General features: G+C 34.0%; 24 protein-coding genes. 14 read left to right on the top strand and 10 right to left on the bottom strand.

The window, feature by feature from the left end:
• The first annotated feature begins 52 nt into the window (after nucleotides 1-52).
• The 9 genes from RM51_RS08155 to RM51_RS08115 all read left to right on the top strand — a co-directional run bounded on the left by RM51_RS08155 (nucleotide 53) and on the right by RM51_RS08115 (nucleotide 8,250).
• Nucleotides 53-382, top strand: a complete 330-nt coding sequence (locus RM51_RS08155; protein ID WP_039367323.1) for a PadR family transcriptional regulator — start codon at nucleotides 53-55, stop codon at nucleotides 380-382.
• Between the two features lie 11 nt (nucleotides 383-393).
• Nucleotides 394-2,121, top strand: a complete 1,728-nt coding sequence (locus tag RM51_RS08150; protein WP_039367320.1) for a PspC domain-containing protein — start codon at nucleotides 394-396, stop codon at nucleotides 2,119-2,121.
• A 313-nt stretch (nucleotides 2,122-2,434) separates the two neighbouring features.
• A complete protein-coding gene (locus tag RM51_RS08145; RefSeq protein WP_039367317.1) occupies nucleotides 2,435-3,031 on the top strand; it encodes a 1-acyl-sn-glycerol-3-phosphate acyltransferase in 597 nt (198 codons plus the stop codon).
• 99 nt (nucleotides 3,032-3,130) lie between these two features.
• Complete coding sequence (locus RM51_RS08140; protein ID WP_039367312.1) at nucleotides 3,131-3,565, top strand: PaaI family thioesterase; 435 nt, start codon at nucleotides 3,131-3,133, stop codon at nucleotides 3,563-3,565.
• Nucleotides 3,566-3,680: 115 nt separating this feature from the next.
• Nucleotides 3,681-4,136, top strand: a complete 456-nt coding sequence (locus RM51_RS08135) for a protease complex subunit PrcB family protein (protein WP_131667058.1) — start codon at nucleotides 3,681-3,683, stop codon at nucleotides 4,134-4,136.
• A 52-nt stretch (nucleotides 4,137-4,188) separates the two neighbouring features.
• A complete protein-coding gene (locus RM51_RS08130; RefSeq protein WP_039367305.1) occupies nucleotides 4,189-5,256 on the top strand; it encodes a hypothetical protein in 1,068 nt (355 codons plus the stop codon).
• A 4-nt stretch (nucleotides 5,257-5,260) separates the two neighbouring features.
• A complete protein-coding gene (locus tag RM51_RS19075; RefSeq protein WP_052248437.1) occupies nucleotides 5,261-6,355 on the top strand; it encodes an RNA polymerase sigma factor in 1,095 nt (364 codons plus the stop codon).
• Nucleotides 6,356-6,441: 86 nt separating this feature from the next.
• Nucleotides 6,442-7,260, top strand: coding sequence for an outer membrane beta-barrel protein (locus RM51_RS08120; protein WP_131667057.1), 819 nt, complete (start codon nucleotides 6,442-6,444; stop codon nucleotides 7,258-7,260).
• Nucleotides 7,261-7,281: 21 nt separating this feature from the next.
• A complete protein-coding gene (locus tag RM51_RS08115) occupies nucleotides 7,282-8,250 on the top strand; it encodes a chorismate-binding protein (protein WP_039367299.1) in 969 nt (322 codons plus the stop codon).
• Nucleotides 8,251-8,400: 150 nt separating this feature from the next.
• On the opposite strand, the gene RM51_RS08110 is transcribed toward RM51_RS08115, so the two are convergent.
• From RM51_RS08110 to RM51_RS08065, 10 genes are all read right to left on the bottom strand, one after another.
• Nucleotides 8,401-8,595 (bottom strand): hypothetical protein, encoded by a 195-nt coding sequence (locus RM51_RS08110; RefSeq protein ID WP_039367297.1) that lies wholly within the window; start codon nucleotides 8,593-8,595, stop codon nucleotides 8,401-8,403.
• A gap of 5 nt (nucleotides 8,596-8,600) precedes the next feature.
• The gene (locus RM51_RS08105; RefSeq protein WP_039367295.1) at nucleotides 8,601-9,203 is read right to left on the bottom strand and encodes a MarC family protein; all 603 of its coding nucleotides are present in this window, start codon (nucleotides 9,201-9,203) and stop codon (nucleotides 8,601-8,603) included.
• 43 nt (nucleotides 9,204-9,246) lie between these two features.
• Entirely contained in the window at nucleotides 9,247-10,989 is a 1,743-nt protein-coding gene (locus RM51_RS08100; RefSeq protein WP_039367293.1) for a BatD family protein, read from the bottom strand.
• Nucleotides 10,989-11,735, bottom strand: coding sequence for a tetratricopeptide repeat protein (locus RM51_RS08095; protein WP_039367290.1), 747 nt, complete (start codon nucleotides 11,733-11,735; stop codon nucleotides 10,989-10,991). Before RM51_RS08095 ends, RM51_RS08100 begins: the two co-directional genes overlap by 1 nt.
• Before the next feature lie 98 nt (nucleotides 11,736-11,833).
• Complete coding sequence (locus RM51_RS08090; protein WP_039367287.1) at nucleotides 11,834-12,841, bottom strand: vWA domain-containing protein; 1,008 nt, start codon at nucleotides 12,839-12,841, stop codon at nucleotides 11,834-11,836.
• Nucleotides 12,841-13,833 (bottom strand): VWA domain-containing protein, encoded by a 993-nt coding sequence (locus RM51_RS08085; RefSeq protein WP_039367284.1) that lies wholly within the window; start codon nucleotides 13,831-13,833, stop codon nucleotides 12,841-12,843. The genes RM51_RS08090 and RM51_RS08085 overlap by 1 nt, the downstream gene beginning before the upstream one ends.
• Nucleotides 13,826-14,722, bottom strand: coding sequence for a BatD family protein (locus tag RM51_RS08080; RefSeq protein ID WP_394330995.1), 897 nt, complete (start codon nucleotides 14,720-14,722; stop codon nucleotides 13,826-13,828). The genes RM51_RS08085 and RM51_RS08080 overlap by 8 nt, the downstream gene beginning before the upstream one ends.
• A gap of 115 nt (nucleotides 14,723-14,837) precedes the next feature.
• Nucleotides 14,838-15,701 carry a DUF58 domain-containing protein gene (locus RM51_RS08075; protein ID WP_039367278.1) on the bottom strand — a complete coding sequence of 288 codons (864 nt, stop codon included), beginning with the start codon at nucleotides 15,699-15,701 and terminating at the stop codon, nucleotides 14,838-14,840.
• 3 nt (nucleotides 15,702-15,704) lie between these two features.
• Nucleotides 15,705-16,160 carry a GNAT family N-acetyltransferase gene (locus RM51_RS08070; protein WP_039367276.1) on the bottom strand — a complete coding sequence of 152 codons (456 nt, stop codon included), beginning with the start codon at nucleotides 16,158-16,160 and terminating at the stop codon, nucleotides 15,705-15,707.
• On the bottom strand, nucleotides 16,160-17,164 hold the full coding sequence (locus RM51_RS08065) for an AAA family ATPase (protein WP_039367273.1): 1,005 nt from the start codon (nucleotides 17,162-17,164) through the stop codon (nucleotides 16,160-16,162). The genes RM51_RS08070 and RM51_RS08065 overlap by 1 nt, the downstream gene beginning before the upstream one ends.
• 251 nt (nucleotides 17,165-17,415) lie before the next feature.
• Between RM51_RS08065 and RM51_RS08060 the strand changes: the two genes are divergently transcribed.
• From RM51_RS08060 to RM51_RS08040, 5 genes are all read left to right on the top strand, one after another.
• A complete protein-coding gene (locus RM51_RS08060; RefSeq protein ID WP_039367270.1) occupies nucleotides 17,416-17,889 on the top strand; it encodes a DinB family protein in 474 nt (157 codons plus the stop codon).
• A gap of 91 nt (nucleotides 17,890-17,980) precedes the next feature.
• The gene (gene rlmB / locus RM51_RS08055; RefSeq protein WP_039367267.1) at nucleotides 17,981-18,739 is read left to right on the top strand and encodes a 23S rRNA (guanosine(2251)-2'-O)-methyltransferase RlmB; all 759 of its coding nucleotides are present in this window, start codon (nucleotides 17,981-17,983) and stop codon (nucleotides 18,737-18,739) included.
• A gap of 3 nt (nucleotides 18,740-18,742) precedes the next feature.
• On the top strand, nucleotides 18,743-19,858 hold the full coding sequence (locus RM51_RS08050) for a serine hydrolase domain-containing protein (RefSeq protein ID WP_039367264.1): 1,116 nt from the start codon (nucleotides 18,743-18,745) through the stop codon (nucleotides 19,856-19,858).
• A gap of 16 nt (nucleotides 19,859-19,874) precedes the next feature.
• A complete protein-coding gene (locus RM51_RS08045; protein WP_039367262.1) occupies nucleotides 19,875-20,924 on the top strand; it encodes a DUF6263 family protein in 1,050 nt (349 codons plus the stop codon).
• 99 nt (nucleotides 20,925-21,023) lie between these two features.
• Entirely contained in the window at nucleotides 21,024-21,254 is a 231-nt protein-coding gene (locus RM51_RS08040; protein ID WP_039367260.1) for a hypothetical protein, read from the top strand.
• Nucleotides 21,255-21,282 lie beyond the last annotated feature (28 nt).

Here is a 21,282-nt window from a genome sequence, read left to right as displayed (position 1 = left end):
CTAGGTTCCGAACTTCGAAAATTATATAACTAATTAACAAAACTTATTAAAGATGAATACTGAAAATACCAAAGCGCAAATGCGAAAAGGAATTCTGGAATTCTGTATTTTAAGTCTCATCAATCATCGTGAAATGTATGTTTCCGACTTAATAGATGAACTAAAAAAAGGAAAACTGGACGTAGTAGAAGGAACACTCTACCCTCTTTTAACAAGATTGAAAAATGGTGAGTTTCTTTCATATAGATGGGAAGAATCTACTGGAGGACCACCAAGAAAATACTACCAGATTACTGAAAAAGGTAAATTATTTTTAGATGAACTTCAAAATACCTGGAACGAACTAACAGATTCCGTAAACCAAATCACTCAAAAACATTAAAAAACAAAGCTATGAACAAGACACTCTCCATAGGACTCGCAGGTTTTTCTTTTACGATAGAAGAACACGCATATATAAAGCTTAGCGATTACCTAAATGCATTGAGAAGCTCACTAGATGCTTCAGAAGCAGACGAGGTAATGCATGACATAGAAATCAGAATGGTAGAGATCTTCAGAGATTCTTTAGGGAAACGAGAAGTCATCAATGATACCGACGTAGAAAAAGTAATTGCACAAATCGGATCTCCTGAAAAAATCGAAGAGCAAGAAGAAGCTTATTATTCTGAAAAAAACACAAAGAAAACATATTCTTCAGGAACTGAATACACAGATAAAAAACAATTGTTCCGTGATCCTGAAAGACAAAAGATTGCAGGTGTTTGCGCAGGTTTAGCTCATTATGTTGGAATGGACATTACAGCAATGAGAGCAATATGGTTAGGAATTTTCGTCTTAGGAATTTTCACCGCAGCTGTTTCTTCAACTCTTGTTTTCTTACTTTACGTAATCCTTTGGGCGGTATTACCTAAAGCAGAAACCGCAGCAGATTTCCTGAAAATGAAGGGAAAGCCTATGAACTTCGACAATCTTAAGAATGAGTCTAATAAATTGGTACAGTTTGCCAATGAATCTACTCAGAGGGTCGGAGAAATCTACATCGAGAACAAACCTTACATCAACAATGCTGGAAGCGGACTTTGGAATGTATTCCGTTACATCTTAGGAGGAATCTTCGCATTCATGTCTTTATCTTGCTTAATCGGAGTATTTGTAGTATTCGGTTTCATGGGAGCAGACAGCGATTTTCCACCTGTCAGCGAAATGAACTTCTATTTTAACAATGACAGTATGAAATACATCATCATGGCATTGATCACCTTAGGAAGTTTAATCCCTGCAATGATCTTCGGGTTATTAAGTATCAAATTAATTTCTCCTAAAACGAAATTAAGAAATACAGGATGGGTAATCGGGGCATTATTCCTTGCATTGATTTCTTTAGGTACTTACTTCGGAGTTAGCATGGCAAGACAGGAAATGTTCCTAAAAGGTCATAAAGAAGATACTGAGGAAGTAGCAATCAACACTCAATCAGACAGTATTTATGTAGATGTAAAACAAGTAACTATTCCTCAAAACTTTAAAGGATACGATAACGATCTTTATTCAGATAAAATCTCCGTATTCGAAAAAGACTGGATTCATGTGGATGTAACAAGAAAAGCGGATATCAAAACGCCTTACTTAATCATTAAAAAAGAAGCTAAAGGATATAATCTTCCGTTGAACGTAAGTGTTCCGGTAGAAGTTATAAACAACAGAGTAATTCTTCCTAACTTCGTAAAATATCCTTATGAGCACAGATTCAGAGATTACAGCATCGATTATGAATTGGTAGTTCCTTTAAAAACAATCGTACTTCCTGCAAAACATGATCTTATCAACTTCGACGGTGATCTGAATGCAGACGGAATCAATGATAACGATCAGGACAGAGATGAAGACGGAAACATCAAAATTGAAAAGAATAAAATCACAGTAAACGGTTCTACGATTGAATATAATTCAAATGATGAGAATAGCGACAGCATTATTATAAACGGTAAAAAAGTACCGAGCAACCAAGCAGACCAAGTAATTGATTCTATGAAAAACAGCATCAAAAAGATGAAAGGCGGTAACGTAGACATCAAAGTAAACGAAGGTAAAAACGAAATTTCCATACAAACTAAATAATTAACTGCAGAGAGTGGCAGAAAGTGTGAATGGATGGCAATAGTTTGAAATTCACACTCTTCTTCTCTCAAAAAGATTAAAAAAATTAATTTTTTAGTTCTTTTATCAAAAAAAATATCATACCTTCGTGGAGTTATTTTAATCCCCAAATCAATAACAAAAATATTTTTTAACCATGGTACAGCTAGCATTAGAAATTGTAATGAAAATCGTTGATTTAATCAGCAGTTTATTTTAAGAGCGATAATATTTCAATATATTTGTAAAGTATAACCAATATTTGGTTATACTTTTTTGTTTTAATACGAAGACTATGAGAAAGCTTATCGGTAAACTGATGCTAAAAATAATGGGTTGGAAAGTCGTTTTACAAGGCGATGTAAACAGCCTGAACAGGTGTATTCTGGTTGTAGCACCCCATACTCACAATATGGAATATATCTTGGGAAACCTTGCCTATTGGTCATTGAAAAAACCATTAAAAATCATCATTAAAGATGCCCATACAAAAGCATGGTACGGAAGTATTGTAAAAGGTTTAGGTGGAATCGGAATCGACAGAAGCCAAAAAAATGATTTGGTAAATTTCGTAGCAAAACAATTTGAAAAAGATGACTTCAGTCTTGTCATCACTCCGGAAGGAACAAGAAGCTGGGTTCCGAAATGGAGAAAAGGATTTTATCATATGGCTTTAGCGGCAAAAGTTCCTATCGTTTTGGCTGCTGGAGATTTCAAAAGAAATATTGTTTATTTGGGATATACTATTCCTTACGAGAGAATAGCCTCTGTTCCTTTTTCAGAAATCATGGAAGAAATTCAGAACTACTATATCAAAAATGATATTGTACCAAAAATTCCTGAAAACTGGAATCCAAATATTATGGGAACGGATTCCGAAGTTAGAAGCTAGAAGCAAGAAGCAAGAAGCAAGAAGCAAGAAGCAAAATTACTTTTTACTTTTTACTTTTTACTTTTTACTTTTCATCAACAAAAAAACACTCATATCACTATGTATACTAAAGATAAAACCAAAGAAGAAATATTAGCATTTATAAATAACTGGGGTGGCGAAACATTTGCAAAAACCCTGGAAATACAATTTACAGATATTGATCTTGAAAATGAAACATTAACGGCAACCATGCCCGTTCTACCAAGAATACATCAACCTTTTGGAATTATGCATGGGGGAGCAAGTTGTGTTTTAGCTGAAACAATGGGTTCTAGCCTGTCTAATATTTTTATTGACGGAGAGAAATATTATGGTGTAGGTACTAATATTAATACCAACCATTTAAGAAGCAAAAAAGACGGTCTCGTAACTGCTGTCGCCCGTTTTATCAGAAAAGGCAGAAGCATGCATGTCTCAGAAATCGAAATTCGTGATGAAAAAGATCAATTGGTAAGCCATACTACAATGACCAATACCATTATCAATAGATAAGAAACTTTCATACAACATAGATAAGACTCAAAATTTTTGGGTCTTTTTTTATATCCTTACTGCAACCTTTTATATTTTTTTCATCCTAATGATATAAAACTTTAAATTTATGTATATGAAAAAAATTCTACTTTTAACTTTTATAAGTTCAGTGCTTTTCATGTCGTCTTGTCATGAAGAGGAGGAAAACGCTACGGTTAGCATTCCCATAGCCAGCCAGCTTATTGGAAAAGGTACGATATCGTCTCATTCGATGCCACAACAGAATATAGCGATTACCAGCACAACACAATGGAATAACTTCCTTGCAGCTTTAGACAGTACTTATAATGTTTCAGGAGGTTTTACGGAAATCAATATCGATTTTAATCAGTATATGTTGATTGTAGCATTCGATCAGGTGTATAACAACGGAGGACATTCTATAGATATTATGGCAATCGATGAGGCTGCTCAAAGCATCAATGTAGATATAGAAAAACTATTACAAGGAAACACAACTTCTGTTATAACACAACCCTATCACATCGTAAAAATTCCTAAAATTTTAAAACCTGTAGTATTTTATTAAAATCCACTGCAACTTTTTCACATTTCTGTATCTTAAAAATAAAAAATAACCTATGAAGAATTTAATTTTACCTTTTATTTTACTATTAACTTTTGTACTCTCTTGTAGTGATAATACTACCGACGAAGTGCTTGAGAAAAAGAACACTTCTTATGATGTATACATTGCCGGTAGAGAAAACAGCAAGGCTTGTTATTGGAAAAACAACGTGAAAACAGATCTTACAAATGGAGATAATATAAATCCTTTGGAAATCATAGTTCAGAACAACAATGTATATGTAACCGGAACTAACGGATCAACCCCCACTGCACTCAAGCCTATTCATTATTTCTGGAAAAACGGAACGAGATATGAGATTAAGCAATACCTTAATCTACCCAATACTGGGTTAAGTGAAATTACAAGTTTTACAGTCAACAATGATGATATTTATTTCTCAGGATATGTTGAAAATCCAGCAGCTACAAGCAATTTTGATAAATATGAACTTTGTTATTGGAAAAACAGCGTAAAAACTATTCTTTACAAAAGCCAGTATACTCCTTCAGCAGAAGGAATAGCAGCAACCAATTCAACAATAGGTACAGATGTATATGTGTCGGCTAGAATTACAGACAATAACCAAAACACAGATAGAGGTTATTTTAAGAATACCACTTTCAATTCTCTAAATCAGCCAACATATGTATTTAATTTTACGAAAAATAATGACGGATTACACCTTCTATTTCAGAAAAATGCCAGTTTTTATTCTAAAAATTTATCTACTAACGTAGAAACATTAATCGGATTTTACAGCCACCCGGTTCCTATCTTTGGAAAAATTGCATCAGACATCCATACCAGTGATTTGTATACAATATACTACAACCAAGGAAATAGTTATTACAAAAATACAGCAACAGTTACTCCGAACTTCTCTACTCTAGCTTATATACAGGATTTATTTGTGCTAAACAATAATATCTATATCATTAAATATAGTAATACTAATAATACGACCTATAACGGAAAAGTATTTATAAATGGTGTAGAAACGCAAACTATTACGAGTACACAAAACAGTTCTCAAAATTTTACCGGAACTTTCAATGCTATCTATGTAGTAGAAAATTAAATCAATGACAAAAACAAACTGGCAAAAAATTTATCTCGACCATTCCCCAAAACTCTTGGGGATTTGTCGTAGATATATCACAGATCTACAGACAGCAGAAGATATTCTTCAGGACAGTTTCATTATGGCTATTCAAAAAAATCACCAGCTGAAAGATGAAAAAGCCGTTTTTGCATGGTTGAAAAAAATCGTAGTCAATAATGCATTACAGGTTATCCGAAAAACCACAAAAGATACTTATATCAATATAGAACCATCAGAAATCCCGGATACATTTACCGAAATGACAACATCTGCAATTGACGAAACAAAGCACATTTTAGCATACAATTTCACAAGAGAAGAGCTCTTACAATCTATTGATAATTTGCCTTCTCATCACAAGTCGGTTTTCAACCTATATTATATTGAAAACTATTCTCACGCAGAAATTTCAAGTCTCTTGAAAATTCCTGTCAACACTTCCAAGTCACATTTAATGAGAGCGAAAAAATTTGTTCAGAATTATTTGGTTACCCATTTCGTGACCAAAGAAACTCAAAAAAATAAAACGGCACAGTTCTTAATTTTCCTAGGATTTGGCGGATTATTGTGGGCGCAAACCTTTCAAACTCAATTTTCAGATTTTTCAATTTCACCTTCCAAAAACTTTGAAATTCCATCTGACATTTCAATGAATAACCTTTCATTTTCTTCAGCTAATTTCTGGAAGCAAAAAATAATTATTGGATGTACTTTCTTCATCATTATTATCGGATCGGTTTTATTTTTCGTTCCCAACAACTCATTAATAAAGACATTTAATTCCGATACCTCAAATTCTCAATCAGAAGAAAGAGACCGATCAATCAATGATATTAAGCCTAACTATGACCATAAAGTACATCCTGAAGAAGCTTTAAGCGATACTCCAATTTCTCCAAAATCAAGTTCAGAGACTCCTGAAAATACAAAATCAGAGAACCTCCCTTCTATCAAAGCAAAAAACGTTGTATCTTCAAAACCTATAATAAAAAAAGATTCTGTGGAACCTGTTTCCCACAAAGTAATTGTGGTAAAAAAGATCATTCAGAGAGATACTATATTTGTAGAAAGATAACTAATCAAACCATGCTGTTAAAAAAGATATTTATACTCTTTTCCCTCATTATCATCAACTTTTCATTAGCACAAAAAAAGAGAAAAGTGGATACGGTATATGTATATGAAAAAGTGGTTGTTTACGATACGGTTTATATTGAGAAACCTATACAAATACAATCAAAAAACCTAGTTATCCCTCCATTAGCTGTTTCTGAAAGAGAAATAAAAGATTCTTATACCGAAAACACTAACAAACAAAAGAATGAGAAAAAAATAAAACGCAAACTTCTTCACAAATTTCAATATGGAATAGAAGCCGGAATAGGCTTAAAAGACACAGATTTAGCACAAGAAATTTCAGGAAAGAAACAACAATTTGGAGAAAATATAGGAATTTGGGGTTCAAAAAACTTTTTCTCATTTCCTCTGTCATTAATACTTTCGGCAAATGTTTATCATTGGAGTTCAACCTTTGATCTCGATGCCAATAAAGAAGATACCTATCTCAATGGGTTTTATTTTACTTCAGATCAGCAACCTTTATTATTTCAACGATTTAATAATAAACACTTTGAATACGCTTTACAATTAAAAGTTGCCTATGAATGGAAAAAATTCAGACCTTTTGCAGGAATTTTAATTAATAAAAGCATCTACAAAATGCAGTTTTTAGTTCCTGAAAATAATGTTCTCAACAAAATGGAAGATTTTAAAACCAATCAGACTAATTTTGGCTTTTCATTGGGACTTCAATACCGAATTTTTAATCGATTTCTCTTATCTGCAGAATATCAAAGGGTAAAAATGAAAAATTTTTCGTTAAAAAACAGCTCGTTTGATTTTGACATTTTTAAGACTAATAATACCTTTGCAGAAAGCAAAATCAACTTTGGAATTATGTATTCTATTTCTAAGCCCTGATTTTCGAAAAGCGGTACAATAATGATCTATTTCAAATTTCCATTCGACGAAAAGTTATATTCTACAGACGAAAATTCAAACGAAAATAATGTAAATTTTTATTCTTTTGATGGATTAAGGCAAATCGATTTTAACGGGAAAATTATCGAAATACATCAGGAAAAATTTGATCTTACAACAATTTCGAATGATCTTTTAGTTGAAGACAGCAACCACTTTATTGCAGAAACTAAAGACGAATATTTACATCATCTGGATAAGGTAATTGGTGTTATCAAAGAAAAACAGCTTCCAAAACTGGTGTATTCCAGAAGAAAAATCTTCACAGATTTCAATCAAATAGATCTTAAAGAAAGTTTTAAAAAGTTATGCAATTCTTATCCAAATGCTTTCAGGTATATCTTTATCAATGGTGAAACTTCTTGGATGGGTGCTTTTTCCGAGGTATTAGGGAAATTCAATAAGAAAACCCACACTTTTGAAACCATGAGCCTTGCAGGAACTCTTCCCGTTTCTGAAAACTGGACCGAGAAAGAAATCGAAGAACAAAAACCGGTTTCCAGTTATATAAGAAACATTTTAAAGAAGTATTCTGAGACTCTTGAAGAATCAGAAACCTATGATCATATTTCGGGAAATATTAAGCATTTAAGAACCGATTTTAAAACAAAAATACAACCAGAAGATTTAGATACAATCATTTCGGAATTACATCCTACTCCGGCTGTTTGTGGTATTCCTAAAGATTTTTGTAAAGAAAACATTCTGAAACTGGAAAAATTTCCGCGTGAATTGTATGCCGGTTACATCAAAATAGAAACCGAAGAAAGTATCCAATATTTTGTTAATCTACGTTGTTCTAAGCTGTATAAGAATGCCATCCATCTTTTTGTCGGAGGCGGAATTACAGCACAAAGCAATCCAGAAAAAGAGTGGATAGAGACTGAATTGAAATCCGAAGCAGTGCTGAAGAATCTTGTCATTTCTTAAATTTATACTTGTCAAAATCTGCATGCCAAGATTGAGTGAGATTCTTCATTTCATTCAGAATGACAACTTTATACTTTAGCGATCATAATAAACAAAAAACCTCTTTCAGATTGAAAGAGGTTTATATTTTGATAGTATAATTAAAAATAATTATTTTCTTACTCCAACTTTACTCCAGGTATTCATTACAAAAAGTAATATCAACCCTATAACACCTGCTCCAATAGAGAATACAAACTTCAGATTATCTTCAGATAAAAGGTCTGTGTTAAAATCTATTGCATATACATTGATTCCGATAATGATAACGAAAACGATCAAAAATACTTTATAAAACTTCTGCATAATTTTTAAAAATTAATATAATTCTGCACCAATTGGGCAAAGTTTGCGGTAAATAATTTGATTGAAATTGCTAGAAGAATAATTCCAAAAACTTTCTGTAAAATAGCCAATGTTGCTTCCCCCATTTTCTTTTCCAGCCAAGTAGCAGATTTCAGCACCAAATATACGAAAATTGTATTGAGAATGATTCCAAAAATAATATTAATATCATGGAATTCAGCTTTTAAAGATAATGTCGTCGTTAAAGTTCCGGCTCCAGCTACCAACGGGAAAGCAATCGGAACAATAGACGCAGATTTTGCTTCTGAAGTTTTATTGATCTCAATTCCTAAAATCATTTCCAGAGCGATAATAAAAATGACAAATGCCCCTGCAATTGCAAATGAATTCACATCTACTCCAATAAATTTCAGGATTTTGTTTCCCACAAAAAGGAAGACCAGCATAATTCCACCTGCAGTAAGGGATGCTTTTCTGGCTTCAATCTGACCAAATTTTTGCTGTAAGCTTACCACAATAGGAATAGAACCTATGATGTCGATCACAGCAAATAGTACCATAAAACAGGTAATAATCTCTTTAATAGAAAAATGTTCAAATACTTCCATTATATCAAATTAAGAATTTCGCAAAAATATGAAAAATAATTAATTATTTGCTAATACTAGAATATAAATTAACAATTGTGTTAAACAGCTCATCAATTCCCTCCTCAGATTTCACTGGAGCATATTTCTCAACCTGAATTTTTTGAGATAACTTTCTATATTCCTCGGCAATATGAGAACCTTTGTAATTTTCTAAAAACTGAATAAAATCCTTTGAAGAACTTTGGAAATATTGGTTTCTAACTTCTGCATCAAGTTCTTCTACCGTTTCAAAAAACTTAGCATGGTCATTATTTTCTTTCAGGTTTTTCAAATAATTGAAATAGTCTGTAATATCTGTTTTCAGCATGGTACGAATCTCTTCTTCTGTTTCTGCCACGGAACCCAAAGACTCGGAAGATGTTGTTTTAGTAACCAAAGAACGTTTTTTTTGCCAATTTCTAAATAAAAGATAAGCCACTAATAAACTTAGCAGAATAACAGCATTCACAAACAAAACATTCCAGTTGAACTTGTTCTTTTCTTTTACTTTAAATGAATTGGTTTTTAAAACCGGAGTATTTACCGTTTCTAAAAAATTGTTGGTATACTCATTTACTTTTTCTACCGTTGTACGCGATTCCAGCACCTGCTCATGAGAGAATGTGTGGGTAGTTAAATACTCAGAAGGAACCTCAACATATTCTTTTTTTCCTGGATCAAAAAATGAGAAATCTTCTGTTTTAATAGAAATTGTTCCTAGCTTTTTAGGAATGACAATATAATTCGCAAAAATTTCGCCTTTCATTCCCACTTTTCCGGGATAAACTTTTGAAGTAATTTTTGGATTAAAGAACTCATAATCCGGAGAAGCTTCAATACCCGGAAGTTTCATATCGCTAAGATTACCTTCACCCGAAACTTTTACAACTACATGCATTGGTTTTTTAACCTCAGCTTTTTCTTTAGTCGGACAATAAATATCTACCTTGAAGTTTCCAACTGCATTTTTAAAACTTTCAGGAGAGCCTTCCGGAAGCTTTTTTACGTTGAGCCTTACTTTATTGGAAAGTATTTTATTTTTATGAGCAAGTGTGTTTACAGAAGCTGAAACTGCAGGTACTTCTACATATCCGGCTTCGTTAGGAAAAACCATAAAAACGGCAATCACCTGTGAAGCCATATTTCCTCCCATGTCAGAAGGATCGATTTCTGATTTTCTAAAATGTACCGGATGTACATTAAGATTTCCTTGTTCAGGAAGCTGTATATTTTTAACCTTTCTAAGGTTATCCATATTTCTGGAATATACTTTTAATACCGCAATGGTAGGTTGATTCTGATAGACTTCTCTATCTTCAATCTCCATATTCAGAAATACATCATTCTGCGCTGCAGCATGTACCGATGATTTTTTATCAATATCTTTTACTACAATCTCAAAAGGCTCTGTTTTATAAATTTTGTTGCTGACCGTAACAAGAACTGATCCGATTCTAATTTTACCCTTCTTTTTAGGTTCAAGAGCCAATCGGGTAATCTTTTCGGTGATCACTGTATTGGTGACAGGATCCATAAAGCTATTGGTTACAGAACCACTACCTATGATCGTAAATTTGGAAAGATCCGGTAACTGAAATACTGATTGCTGTTCCAAATCTCCTCCGTTAAGTTCTAATACAATTGTAAGATTGATAATATCTCTTCCGTTATATTCAGATTTATCAGTTTCTAGAGAAAGATTTACCTGTCCATAAGAAATTATGGAAGTAAATAGTAGTAATATGTAGATAAGCTTTTGCTTCATCACCAATCTTTCTCGTTGCTTTGCGGCATCGAATAAGAATTCTTATTTAAAATTCTTCTGGCGGTTTCTTTTTCTTTTTCGCTTACTTTGTCTAATATGGCATTTTCAAGATCTTTTGGTATTTTGCCTTCATTATTCTGGTTCTGATCAGGACTGTTTCCTTCCTGATTTTTCCCTTTATTTTGCTGGCCTTTTCCCTGATCTTGCTTTTGATCTTTAGGATTTCCGTTTTGATCATCATTTTGTTTTTGGTTTTCACCACCGCCTCCTTTGCCTGAGTTATTCTGCTGGTTTTTCTTTTGTTGGTTTTCTTTCTCCTTCAGTTTAGCAATTTCATAATTTTTTCTTGTTGCCTCACTTTTAGGATTCTGCTTTAAGGACTGCTTATAATAGTCTGCCGCTTTTTCCGGCTGGTTCATCTGCATATAAGTGTTCCCTAAATTGTGTAGAGCCGCTGCTTTATCGGGAAGAGTCTGAGAAAGCGCTTTTGCTTTTTCAAATTCTGCCTTTGCCTCTTCATATTTTTTGCTCTTATACAATGCATTTCCCATATTATAATGAGCTGTAAAATCTTTATTGTTTTGTTTTACGGCTTCCATATATTTGGAAGATGCACCCTCATAATTTTTATCATTAAATTTTTGATTGCCTTCGTACACTAAAGTTCTGTAGCTTTCCTGCCCAAATAAACAGCCTGAAAACGTAAAGACAAGTACAAACGATAAAAAAATGATTTTAGTATTCATCAATTGCAAAATTATTCCTTTATATGTTAATAAACAGATTCTAATTTGTTAAAGTTGGGTTAAAGTATGGCTTAACGAACTGTAAACTAAATAGAAAATTAAACATTAAAATCTCTTTTAGGATTAAATATATAAATTAAAAAGAAAAATAAAATTGAAAAACCTAAGAAATATTGATAATAATGGTTTGCATTTTGAGATTTCACCAACGTTTCTGATGAGAATGATTTTTTACTCAAAACATCGGCTATTTTATCAGGTGTTTCATTGATATTATTTCCATCGATATAATCACCTCCTGTCGACTGAGCTATTTTATGTAAAGCTTCCGTTTGTCTTTTTGAAATGACCGTTTCTCCATTCATATCAGCTTTATACCCCATCAACTGACCAAAAGAATATTCAGGAACAGGAGCTCCTTCTTCTGTACCGATTCCTACAGTGGTTACAGCAATCCCTTCTTTATTCGCCAATCGTATCGCGGCAGCATCATTTCCTTCATTATCTTCCCCATCACTCAGCAAGATTATTTTTCTGGCTCCTTTGTTCACGTTTTTAAACTTATCTACAGCGACTTCCATTGCTTTTAGAAAGTCTGTTCCCTGAACCTGCATAGAATTAGTTTCGATACCGTTAATATAAGTTTCCGCAGAAGAATAATCGGTCGTTAAAGGCATAATAGAAGTTGCTTCCCCCGCAAAGATTACCACACCTACTTTGTCGCTTTTCATCTTCTGCATGGTATTTACGATTACATTTTTAGCCTCCATCAAACGGTTGGGTTCCACATCTTCTGCATTCATCGAGTTGGAAACATCCAGCATGAAGATCACATTATTCAGTCTTTGTTTGGTCTCAACTTCATTAGAACCGCTTAAAAGATCTATAATCGAAAAAATGAGAAATAAAGTCCCTAAAAGATACAGCACAGGGAAAAACTTTGTAAATCCTGAATTTTTCTCAAACAATTGTTCATGAAACTGTTGCTCTGCAAAAGCTTCTCTTTTTTTCTTTTTCCATTTTAAAAAACGGATCAGCAATATTGCTAGAAACGGCAAAAGTAGCAGCAACAACAAATACCAGTAATTTCCTAAATACCAATCCATCAGCTTAAAAATTTATAAAATACCCATCTCAACAAAGCATCAAAAACAAGCATTCCCAAAGCTATCCAAAGAAAGAACTTAAAGTATTCTTCATAGTTGTACAGCTTTGAAACCTTTATATCTGATTTCTCCAATTGATTAATCTCATCATATACTTCTGCCAATCCAGAATTTGAAGTTGCTCTGAAATACTTACCTCCTGTCATTTGTGCAACATCTTTTAAAACCGGTTCGTCTATCTTCACTTCGGTCTCCGTGAACACCAAATCTCCGAATATATCGGTTTGTGTAGGCATTAGAGCATATCCGTTGGTTCCAATTCCTATTGAATATACTTTTATGTTATTATTTTTAGCCAACTCAGCAGCAATTTGCGGTGGCATTGCATTTTCTATAGTGTTAACTCCATCCGTCATCAAAATAATGATCTTACTTTTCGCCTTGCTGTTTTTAAGGTGATTCACAGCAACAGAAAGTCCTTCTCCAATTGCTGTTCCCGGCTGAAGTTCCATCGGATTCAGATTTTTCAGTTCGTCGATAACAACCTGATGATCGGAAGTTACAGGAACTTTAGTAAACGCTTCTCCTGAATAAGCAACCAACCCAATTCTGTCATTCGGACGTTTTTCAACAAACTTAACAGCAATATCCTTTAAAGCCGTTAAACGATCCGGCGTTAAATCTTTTGCCAGCATACTCAAAGAAACATCCACCGAAAGCATAATATCAATTCCTTTGGTATCATCTCTATCCTGAGAAATGGTAAAAGTTCTTGGTCTTGCCATGGCAATAATTAAGGCAGAAAGAATAATATACTTCGATATTTTCAGTAAAAAGAGCACCGGCAGAATACCGCTGTTCTCGCCCATATTTTTAACCGTAGGAACTTTAATTCCTTTTCTTTTCTGCTTGCTGATGTCTCTGAATAAAAGAGGAATGAACAGTAAAAAAAGAAGCAAAAACCACGGACTATAAAATTCAAAATCAAGCATCCTTTCTCAAGTTTTCAAATTCCAAATCTTTTGACGAACGCTTTACAAACTCTCTGATATCCGTAAAGTCTTTTTCCATCATCTCTTTATCCGGAAAGGTTTTAGCAAATTTCACCAAGTCTCCGCGCAAGAATACATCTTCCACTACTTTTTCGTTTTCCTGAGAAATGGTATTATTTTTTTTCATTAAATCAATTAAATCATCCGTTAACAAAACATCTGCAGGCAAACGATATTGTCTGGAAATAAATTTTCTGGAAATATCAATCAGTTCAACATAGAACGAACGATAATCCCCACTTTCTACATATTTTTTCTTTTTTAAAGAATCAAGCTCCTTCAAGGTTTGATTAGTCGCGACTACAGGTGAATCTTTTGCTTTCCTACCCCATTTAATGAACATGACAATAGCAACAATTAAAGCAATGACGGACAAACCAGCTAAAATATACCATTTATAAAGCTCCCAATAATCTTTAGCTTCCAGATTAACCTCCTTATTCTGCATGATATCGTTGATCTGGTCATCTTTTTTTGCCGTATTAATGACATCTATTTCATAAGGAATGGTTTTTAAAATCTTTCCGTCTACCTTGAATTCCAGTTCGGGAATTTTAAAACTTCCTTCTTCAAATACTGCAAATTCGATTCTTCGGTAATAAATATCTTTAGTCTGAGCAATACTGTCTTTTACTTCTTCAAAATGAAAAGGCAAAAGCTCATTTTCAGGAGCCGCAGAAACCTTTTTGTCATTTAAATTGTTAATCGTTATAACAATATGATTCACTTCTCCCAAAGCAATGGTTTTCTTCTCTACACTGGAAGAAAGTATCTGTGAAAAAGCATTCGCACAGATCAAAAAGCAAAATATAAATAATAGTTTTTTCAATTTTATCATTAAATTTTAACATCTCATCTGTCATTCTGACGAAGGAAAATCTCTGATCAAAACATCAGATCATTTCGCTTACGCTACATTCAGAATAACAAAAGAACGTTTATTTTTATTTCTTCTGAAAATAATTATACAATAGTTTTGAGTAGTCCGAACCGGTATTAATATTCATAAAGCTCGCCGAACTATTGGCAAAATCTTCTTCTAAAGCTCTTAACTTCTGTTTTTGAGCTTCTGCAAAATTATACCTCCATCTCGCACTCGAAGTATTCGCCCAAACCTGTTTTCCCGTTTCCGCATCATATAATAAAGTATATCCTACATCCGGAATTTCATTATCCTTCTCATCAAAAATTCGCATTCCCAATAATTGATGTTTTTTGGAAGCTACTCTCAACATTTTAGAGTCATATTCATCTTCAAAATCCGAGAAAAGAAATACCAGAGATTTTCTTTTAAAAATTCCCATCATGTATTCCATAGCTTTATCGATTCTTGAGACTGCAGGAACATAATCTGCCGTAAGAATATTACTGATAATCGAAAGAATATGTTTTCTTCCTTTTTGTGGAGGAATCACTTTATATACTTTATCCGCAAATAAAATCAGTCCCACTTTATCATTATTCCCGGCCGCTGAAAAGCCTAAACTCGCAGCAATTTCAGCCACATATTCTCTTTTCAGCTGAGTTTTTGTTCCATAATCCATCGAAGCGGAAATATCTACCAACAACATCATCGTCAATTCCCTCTCCTCTTCCATCACTTTCACGAATGGCTCACGGAAACGCGCTGTCTTATTCCAGTCAATTCTACGGATCTCGTCGCCAAACTGATACGGACGAACTTCCGAAAAAGTCATTCCCTGCCCTTTAAAAGCACTGTGATATTGCCCCATCAAAGTAGCTTCCGTCTTCTTACGAGTACGGATTTCTATTTGCTTGACTTTTTTTACAATATCTTTTATCTGCATAAACTATTTAAATTCTATTGAAACATTCAACCATTCATCATCAAACTTCGGACTGTATTTTTTATAGAAATTGATCGCCGGTTCGTTCCAGTTCAATACCTGAAAAACCATTCCGCTGTATTGATTAGATTTTCCATATTCCATGGTTGCTTCAAATAATTTCTTTCCGATTTGCTTACCTCTCAACTTTTCCGTCACCACCAAATCTTCCAGATACAATCTTCTTCCCTTCCATGTTGAATATCTATCATAATACAATGAAATTCCAACAATCTCACCATTATATTCAGCTACAAAAGCTCCCCAAACAGGCGAACTTCCGAATCCATCTTCAATAAACTGCTCTAAAGTTAAAGTAACTTCATGCAAAGCCTTTTCATAATCAGCCAGTTCTTTTATCAACCCCAACATCGGAGCACAATCTTCCTGAACCGCCTTTCTAATGATTACTTCACTCATTACGGAGCCTGAATTTTCGCTAAAATTCTATTGATAATTTCTTCTGTGGAAATTTCTTCTGCTTCCGCTTCGAAGGTTAAACCGATTCTATGTCTCAATACATCTTTTGCCAGTTCTTTTACGTCTTCAGGAATCACAAACGCTCTTCCTTTCAGAAATGCATACGCTCTGGAAGCAATAGCAAGATTGATCGATGCTCTTGGCGAAGCTCCGAAACCTATATAGTTTTTAAGTTCTGAAAGACCGTAATTTTCAGGGAAACGGGTTGCAAAAACCATATCCAGAATATATTTTTCAATCTTTTCGTCAAGATAGATCTGATTGATAAGTTCTTTTGCATCTACAATATCCTGTAAAGAAATCACAGGTTTTACTGTAGGTTGATGTGACGTTGAAACCATTCTCATCACGGTTCTTTCATCCTCAAATTTTGGATAATCAATCGTACATTTCAGCATGAAACGGTCGCTTTGAGCCTCCGGTAAAAGATAAGTTCCTTCCTGATCAATCGGGTTCTGCGTTGCCAACACTAAGAAAGGTTTTGGAAGTTTCATCGTCTCATCACCAATAGTCACCTGCTTTTCCTGCATTACTTCCAGCAAAGCCGACTGTACTTTTGCAGGAGCACGGTTGATCTCATCTGCCAATACAAAGTTGGCAAAAACAGGACCTCTTTTTATTGAAAAATCGTTGTCTTTAACGTTATAAATCATGGTTCCGACAACATCTGCAGGCAACAAATCCGGAGTAAACTGAATTCTTGAAAAATCACCATGAACAGCATCTGCCAGTGTTTTGATTGCCAATGTTTTTGCCAAACCCGGAACTCCTTCCAAAAGAACGTGACCATTTCCCAGAAGTCCGACTAAAAGACGGTCTATCATATATTCCTGGCCGATAATCACTTTATTGATTTCCTGTCTCAGAAGAGAAAATAAGTAGTTTTTTTCTTTTACTTTTTCCGTCAGCTGACGGATGTCTTCTGCTTGATATGTATCTGACATAACTTAATTTAAAATAATTGGTAAATTTCTAATAAATACTTGCATTAATCAACACAATAGATGCCATTTTTGAGTTAAAGTTTGTTAAATATTCCAGCACCAATGCGAGATCCAAAATAGTTGAAACCTTAAAACTCAATACGATTATTCTTTTTTTTCATAAAAATATATAAATTTTGCTTCAATCTGCCGTTCAAAAATTGTCATTTCCAGTTTATTAAACTATTTTTGGTGATTAAAATTTTTGCAAAATGAATTATCATTTTCAAGCTCACAGACAAGTAAGAAAAAACCTTTTAGAAATCCTACAAAACACTTCTCACGAAGATCTTTTGCTGATTCCGGACGGTTTCAACAATAATATATACTGGAATATTGCGCATACCGTTGCCACACAACAGCTTTTGCATTATTACCTAAGCGGGAATCCTTTCAGAATAGACAAATATTGGATCGAAACCTACAAAAAAGGAACATTGCCTAATTTGGATGTTCAGAAATCAGAAGTGGAAGATTTGGCGTTTTTATTGACTGAAACCTCAAAGATTTTAATGAAGGATTATGACAGCGATTTCTTTTCGGATTACACTCCTTATACGACAAGTTTCGGAATGGATTTGAAAAGCATTCAGGATGCCATTATTTTCAACAACATGCATGAAAGCTTACATTACGGTTATGTAATGGCACAAAAAAGAGCAATTTTAGGAGAAAAAGGAAGATAATTGAGTGTAAATTTCACCTCACAAGTCAACAGTAATAAATTGACTGACAAAGTAGATTTACATTTAACAATTCACTATTTAAAATATCAACATGACAGATAAAAAAGACGATTTTATTTTCGGGTTACGTCCCGTAATTGAGGCAATTGAAGCAGGAAAAACGATTGATAAAGTTTTTGTACAAAATGCATTACAAGGACCTATTTATGCTGAATTAAAAGCAATTTTAGCTAAAAATAAAATCCGTCCCAACTACGTACCAGTTGAAAAACTGAACCGTTTTACAAGAAAAAATCACCAAGGGGTAGTCGCTTTTATTTCGGACGTTCCGTTCCATAAAATCGAAGATATTGTTCCTCAGTTATTTGAAGAGGGAAAAACTCCGTTTTTATTGATTCTGGATCGATTGACGGATGTTAGAAATTTCGGTGCAATTTGTAGAACTGCAGAATGTGTGGGAGTTGATGCGGTAATTATCCCAGAAAAGGGAGCAGCTCCAATTAATTCTGACGCGATAAAAACTTCTGCAGGAGCACTTTATAATGTAAAAATCTGTAAAGAACCGAACTTAGCACATGTTGTTGATTTCCTTCAACAGAGTGGAATTTCCGTATTTGCCGCAAGTGAAAAGGCACAAAAACTAATCTACGATGTAGATTTCAAAGAACCTTGCGCGGTTGTAATGGGAAATGAGGAAACAGGAATTTCTAAAGAAGTCCTTCATCACGCCGATGAAAAAATAAAACTACCGATTGAAGGAAAAACTCAATCACTGAATGTTTCTGTAGCATGCGGAGCGATTTTATATGAAGCGGTAAGGCAGAAAATGACTGCAATTCCCAATGCATAATATATGAAAAACCTATTGCTTTTACCATTGTGCTTTGCATTATTTACATGTCATGCACAAAACAAAAAAATTCCTACAGACAATCCTCTTGCTACTGAACTCGATCAGTTGGTTCAAAAAGAGGCTTCTGCTTACATGCAGGATCCGGCTCGTGTCGGGATCTCAATAGGAGTTTTTAAGGATGGTAAAAGTTATTTTTACAATTACGGAACAACGGAATTAGGAAAATCTGAACTTCCGACTTCCAAAAGTGTTTACGAAATTGCCTCCATCACCAAAACGTTTACAGGAACACTTTTAGCGCATGCTTTAGTGGATGGTAAAATTAAACTGGATGATGATATCCGAAAATATTTAACCGGAAATTATCCCAATCTTGAGTTTGAAAAGCATCCGATAACGATTGCAAATCTTACGAATCATTCTTCGGGATTACCACAGTTTTTACCTGATCAGTCGGAAACTTTTAAGAAGCCGATGGATTCTGTAGCCTTGATATTAGCTGATTTTTATAAAAATTATTCTAAAAAAAAGTTTTATGAAGATCTTCATCAGGCAAAAGTTGCTTTTGCACCCGGAACGGATTATAAATATTCTAATGTAGGAACGCAGATCGCAGGTGATATTCTGGAAAAAGTCTATCATAAGAGCTATGAAAGTCTGCTTTCAGAATACATTACCCAACCTTTGAAAATGAATCATACCATAATTGGTACAAATTCTGCAAAGCTTTTGACTGGTTATAATGAAAAAGGAAAGGTAATGCCCCGAAATATTACAACGATCATGGCGCCAGCTGGCGGAATTCTTTCAACAACGGAAGATCTGGTAAAATACATGCAGTATCATCTTCGTGAAAATGATCAATATGTAAAAACCTCTCACACTCCTGTGGTAAAAAGCGAAGAAGATCAAATAGGATTATATTGGCGAATTCATACCTATGATGAAACCAAAACCATTTTTCATACAGGCGGAACTTTTGGCTTTTCGAGCGTGCTCCAGATGTATCCTTCAAAAAATATGGGTGTCGTTATCCTTACCAATGAGTCAGACGGCGAATCTCAGGGAAAGCTGCAGGATATTGCAGATAGTATATTAAATAGTAGTAAAAAATAAAATTTAAAAAATTCAAATGAAAAATATTGCGGCGCTTGCGCTAGTATCAACAATAGCATTGGTTTCTTGTAACAAAAAAGAAACGGCAAAAATCACAAAAGTAGATCCTAAAACAGGAAAAACAGTTACGGTAGAGGTTCCTGCTGATTCTGTAGTAACAGTAGAAGCAAATCCTGCTATCAAAGACTCGTTAGGAATCTTCAAACAGTCTTTTAAATTAGAAAAAGGGAAAACATATCCGCTTACAACATATCAAAGAGATGTAAAGACGATGACAGACCCTCAAGGGAAGTCGATCACTGCGACCAGTGAAGCAACTGACGAGATGAATTTTGTAGTGAATGACATCAAAGGAAATGTATATGATATGACGTTAAATCTTGTTGCTAAAAGAAATTCTCAATCGGCGCAAGGTAAAACATTAATTGTAGATACTAAGCTTCCGGAACCGAAAGAGGAAGAACTTAAAATGCTTTGGATTGTCAACAGAGCGCTTACCAGCAACAAGCTGAACGTAAAAATGGACACCAAAGGAAATGTGATTTCAATTACAGGTTTTGAGCCTATCTACACAAAAGTGGCTAATGCAGTGGGAGCTCTTGTAAAGGATCCAGCTCAGAAAGCAGGTGTAACAGCTAATCTGAAGGAAACCTTCAATGAAAAAATATTAAAAGATCAGCTTTCTAAAAACCTGACGCTTATTCCTAAGAAAGGAGTGAAAATAGGTGAAAAATGGGCGAATAGCGAAAATGCAGATCCTAACGGTAAAATAAAAGTAACCTCTAACTACACGTTAAAAAGTGCAGGAAATGGTATCGTAGAAGTTTCTATTTCTGGAGGAATCCCTAAGAAAACAGAAAAACAGGCTCAAGGACCTATTACGCATAGCATGAGCAGCGAGCTTGTTCAAAACGGAACCATTAAGTTTGACCAAAATACAGGATGGATTGCCAATCAGAATATTAATGTAAAAACATCACAGATTGAAACGATTTCAGATGGAAAACAGTCTCAGTCTATGAAAAGTATTTCCAATTCTTCTGTGATGGTAAATCCTTCTAAATAAATGAAAAAGAGTTTTGCAGTTCAAAGGTTTGAAATAGATTTTTTTAATCATCAACTTTGAAATCTTTGAACTGTAAGCTTTGAATAAAAATCAAAAATTATGAAGTACATTCTTGAGTTAGTACTCTCTGCTATTATTATTTTCTTTGTCTGGAATATTCTGAAAAGAATTTTCTTTAAGACATTTTACAGCTATAGATTTAACAATAATAATGGCTCAAACAACAAACAGCAGGACATTCATAGTTCAGACAAATCGAAACAGAATCTTAAATGGGATGCAGAAACCGTAGATTTTGAAGAAGTAAAAGAGAGCAAAGATAAAAGGTAATAATTCCGAAAAATAAAAGATAATAACC

This window comes from Chryseobacterium taiwanense (assembly GCF_000813825.1).
Lineage (GTDB): Bacteria > Bacteroidota > Bacteroidia > Flavobacteriales > Weeksellaceae > Chryseobacterium > Chryseobacterium taiwanense.
Note: the sequence above shows the minus strand (reverse complement) of the source record. Positions and strands in the feature narration are given on the sequence as shown.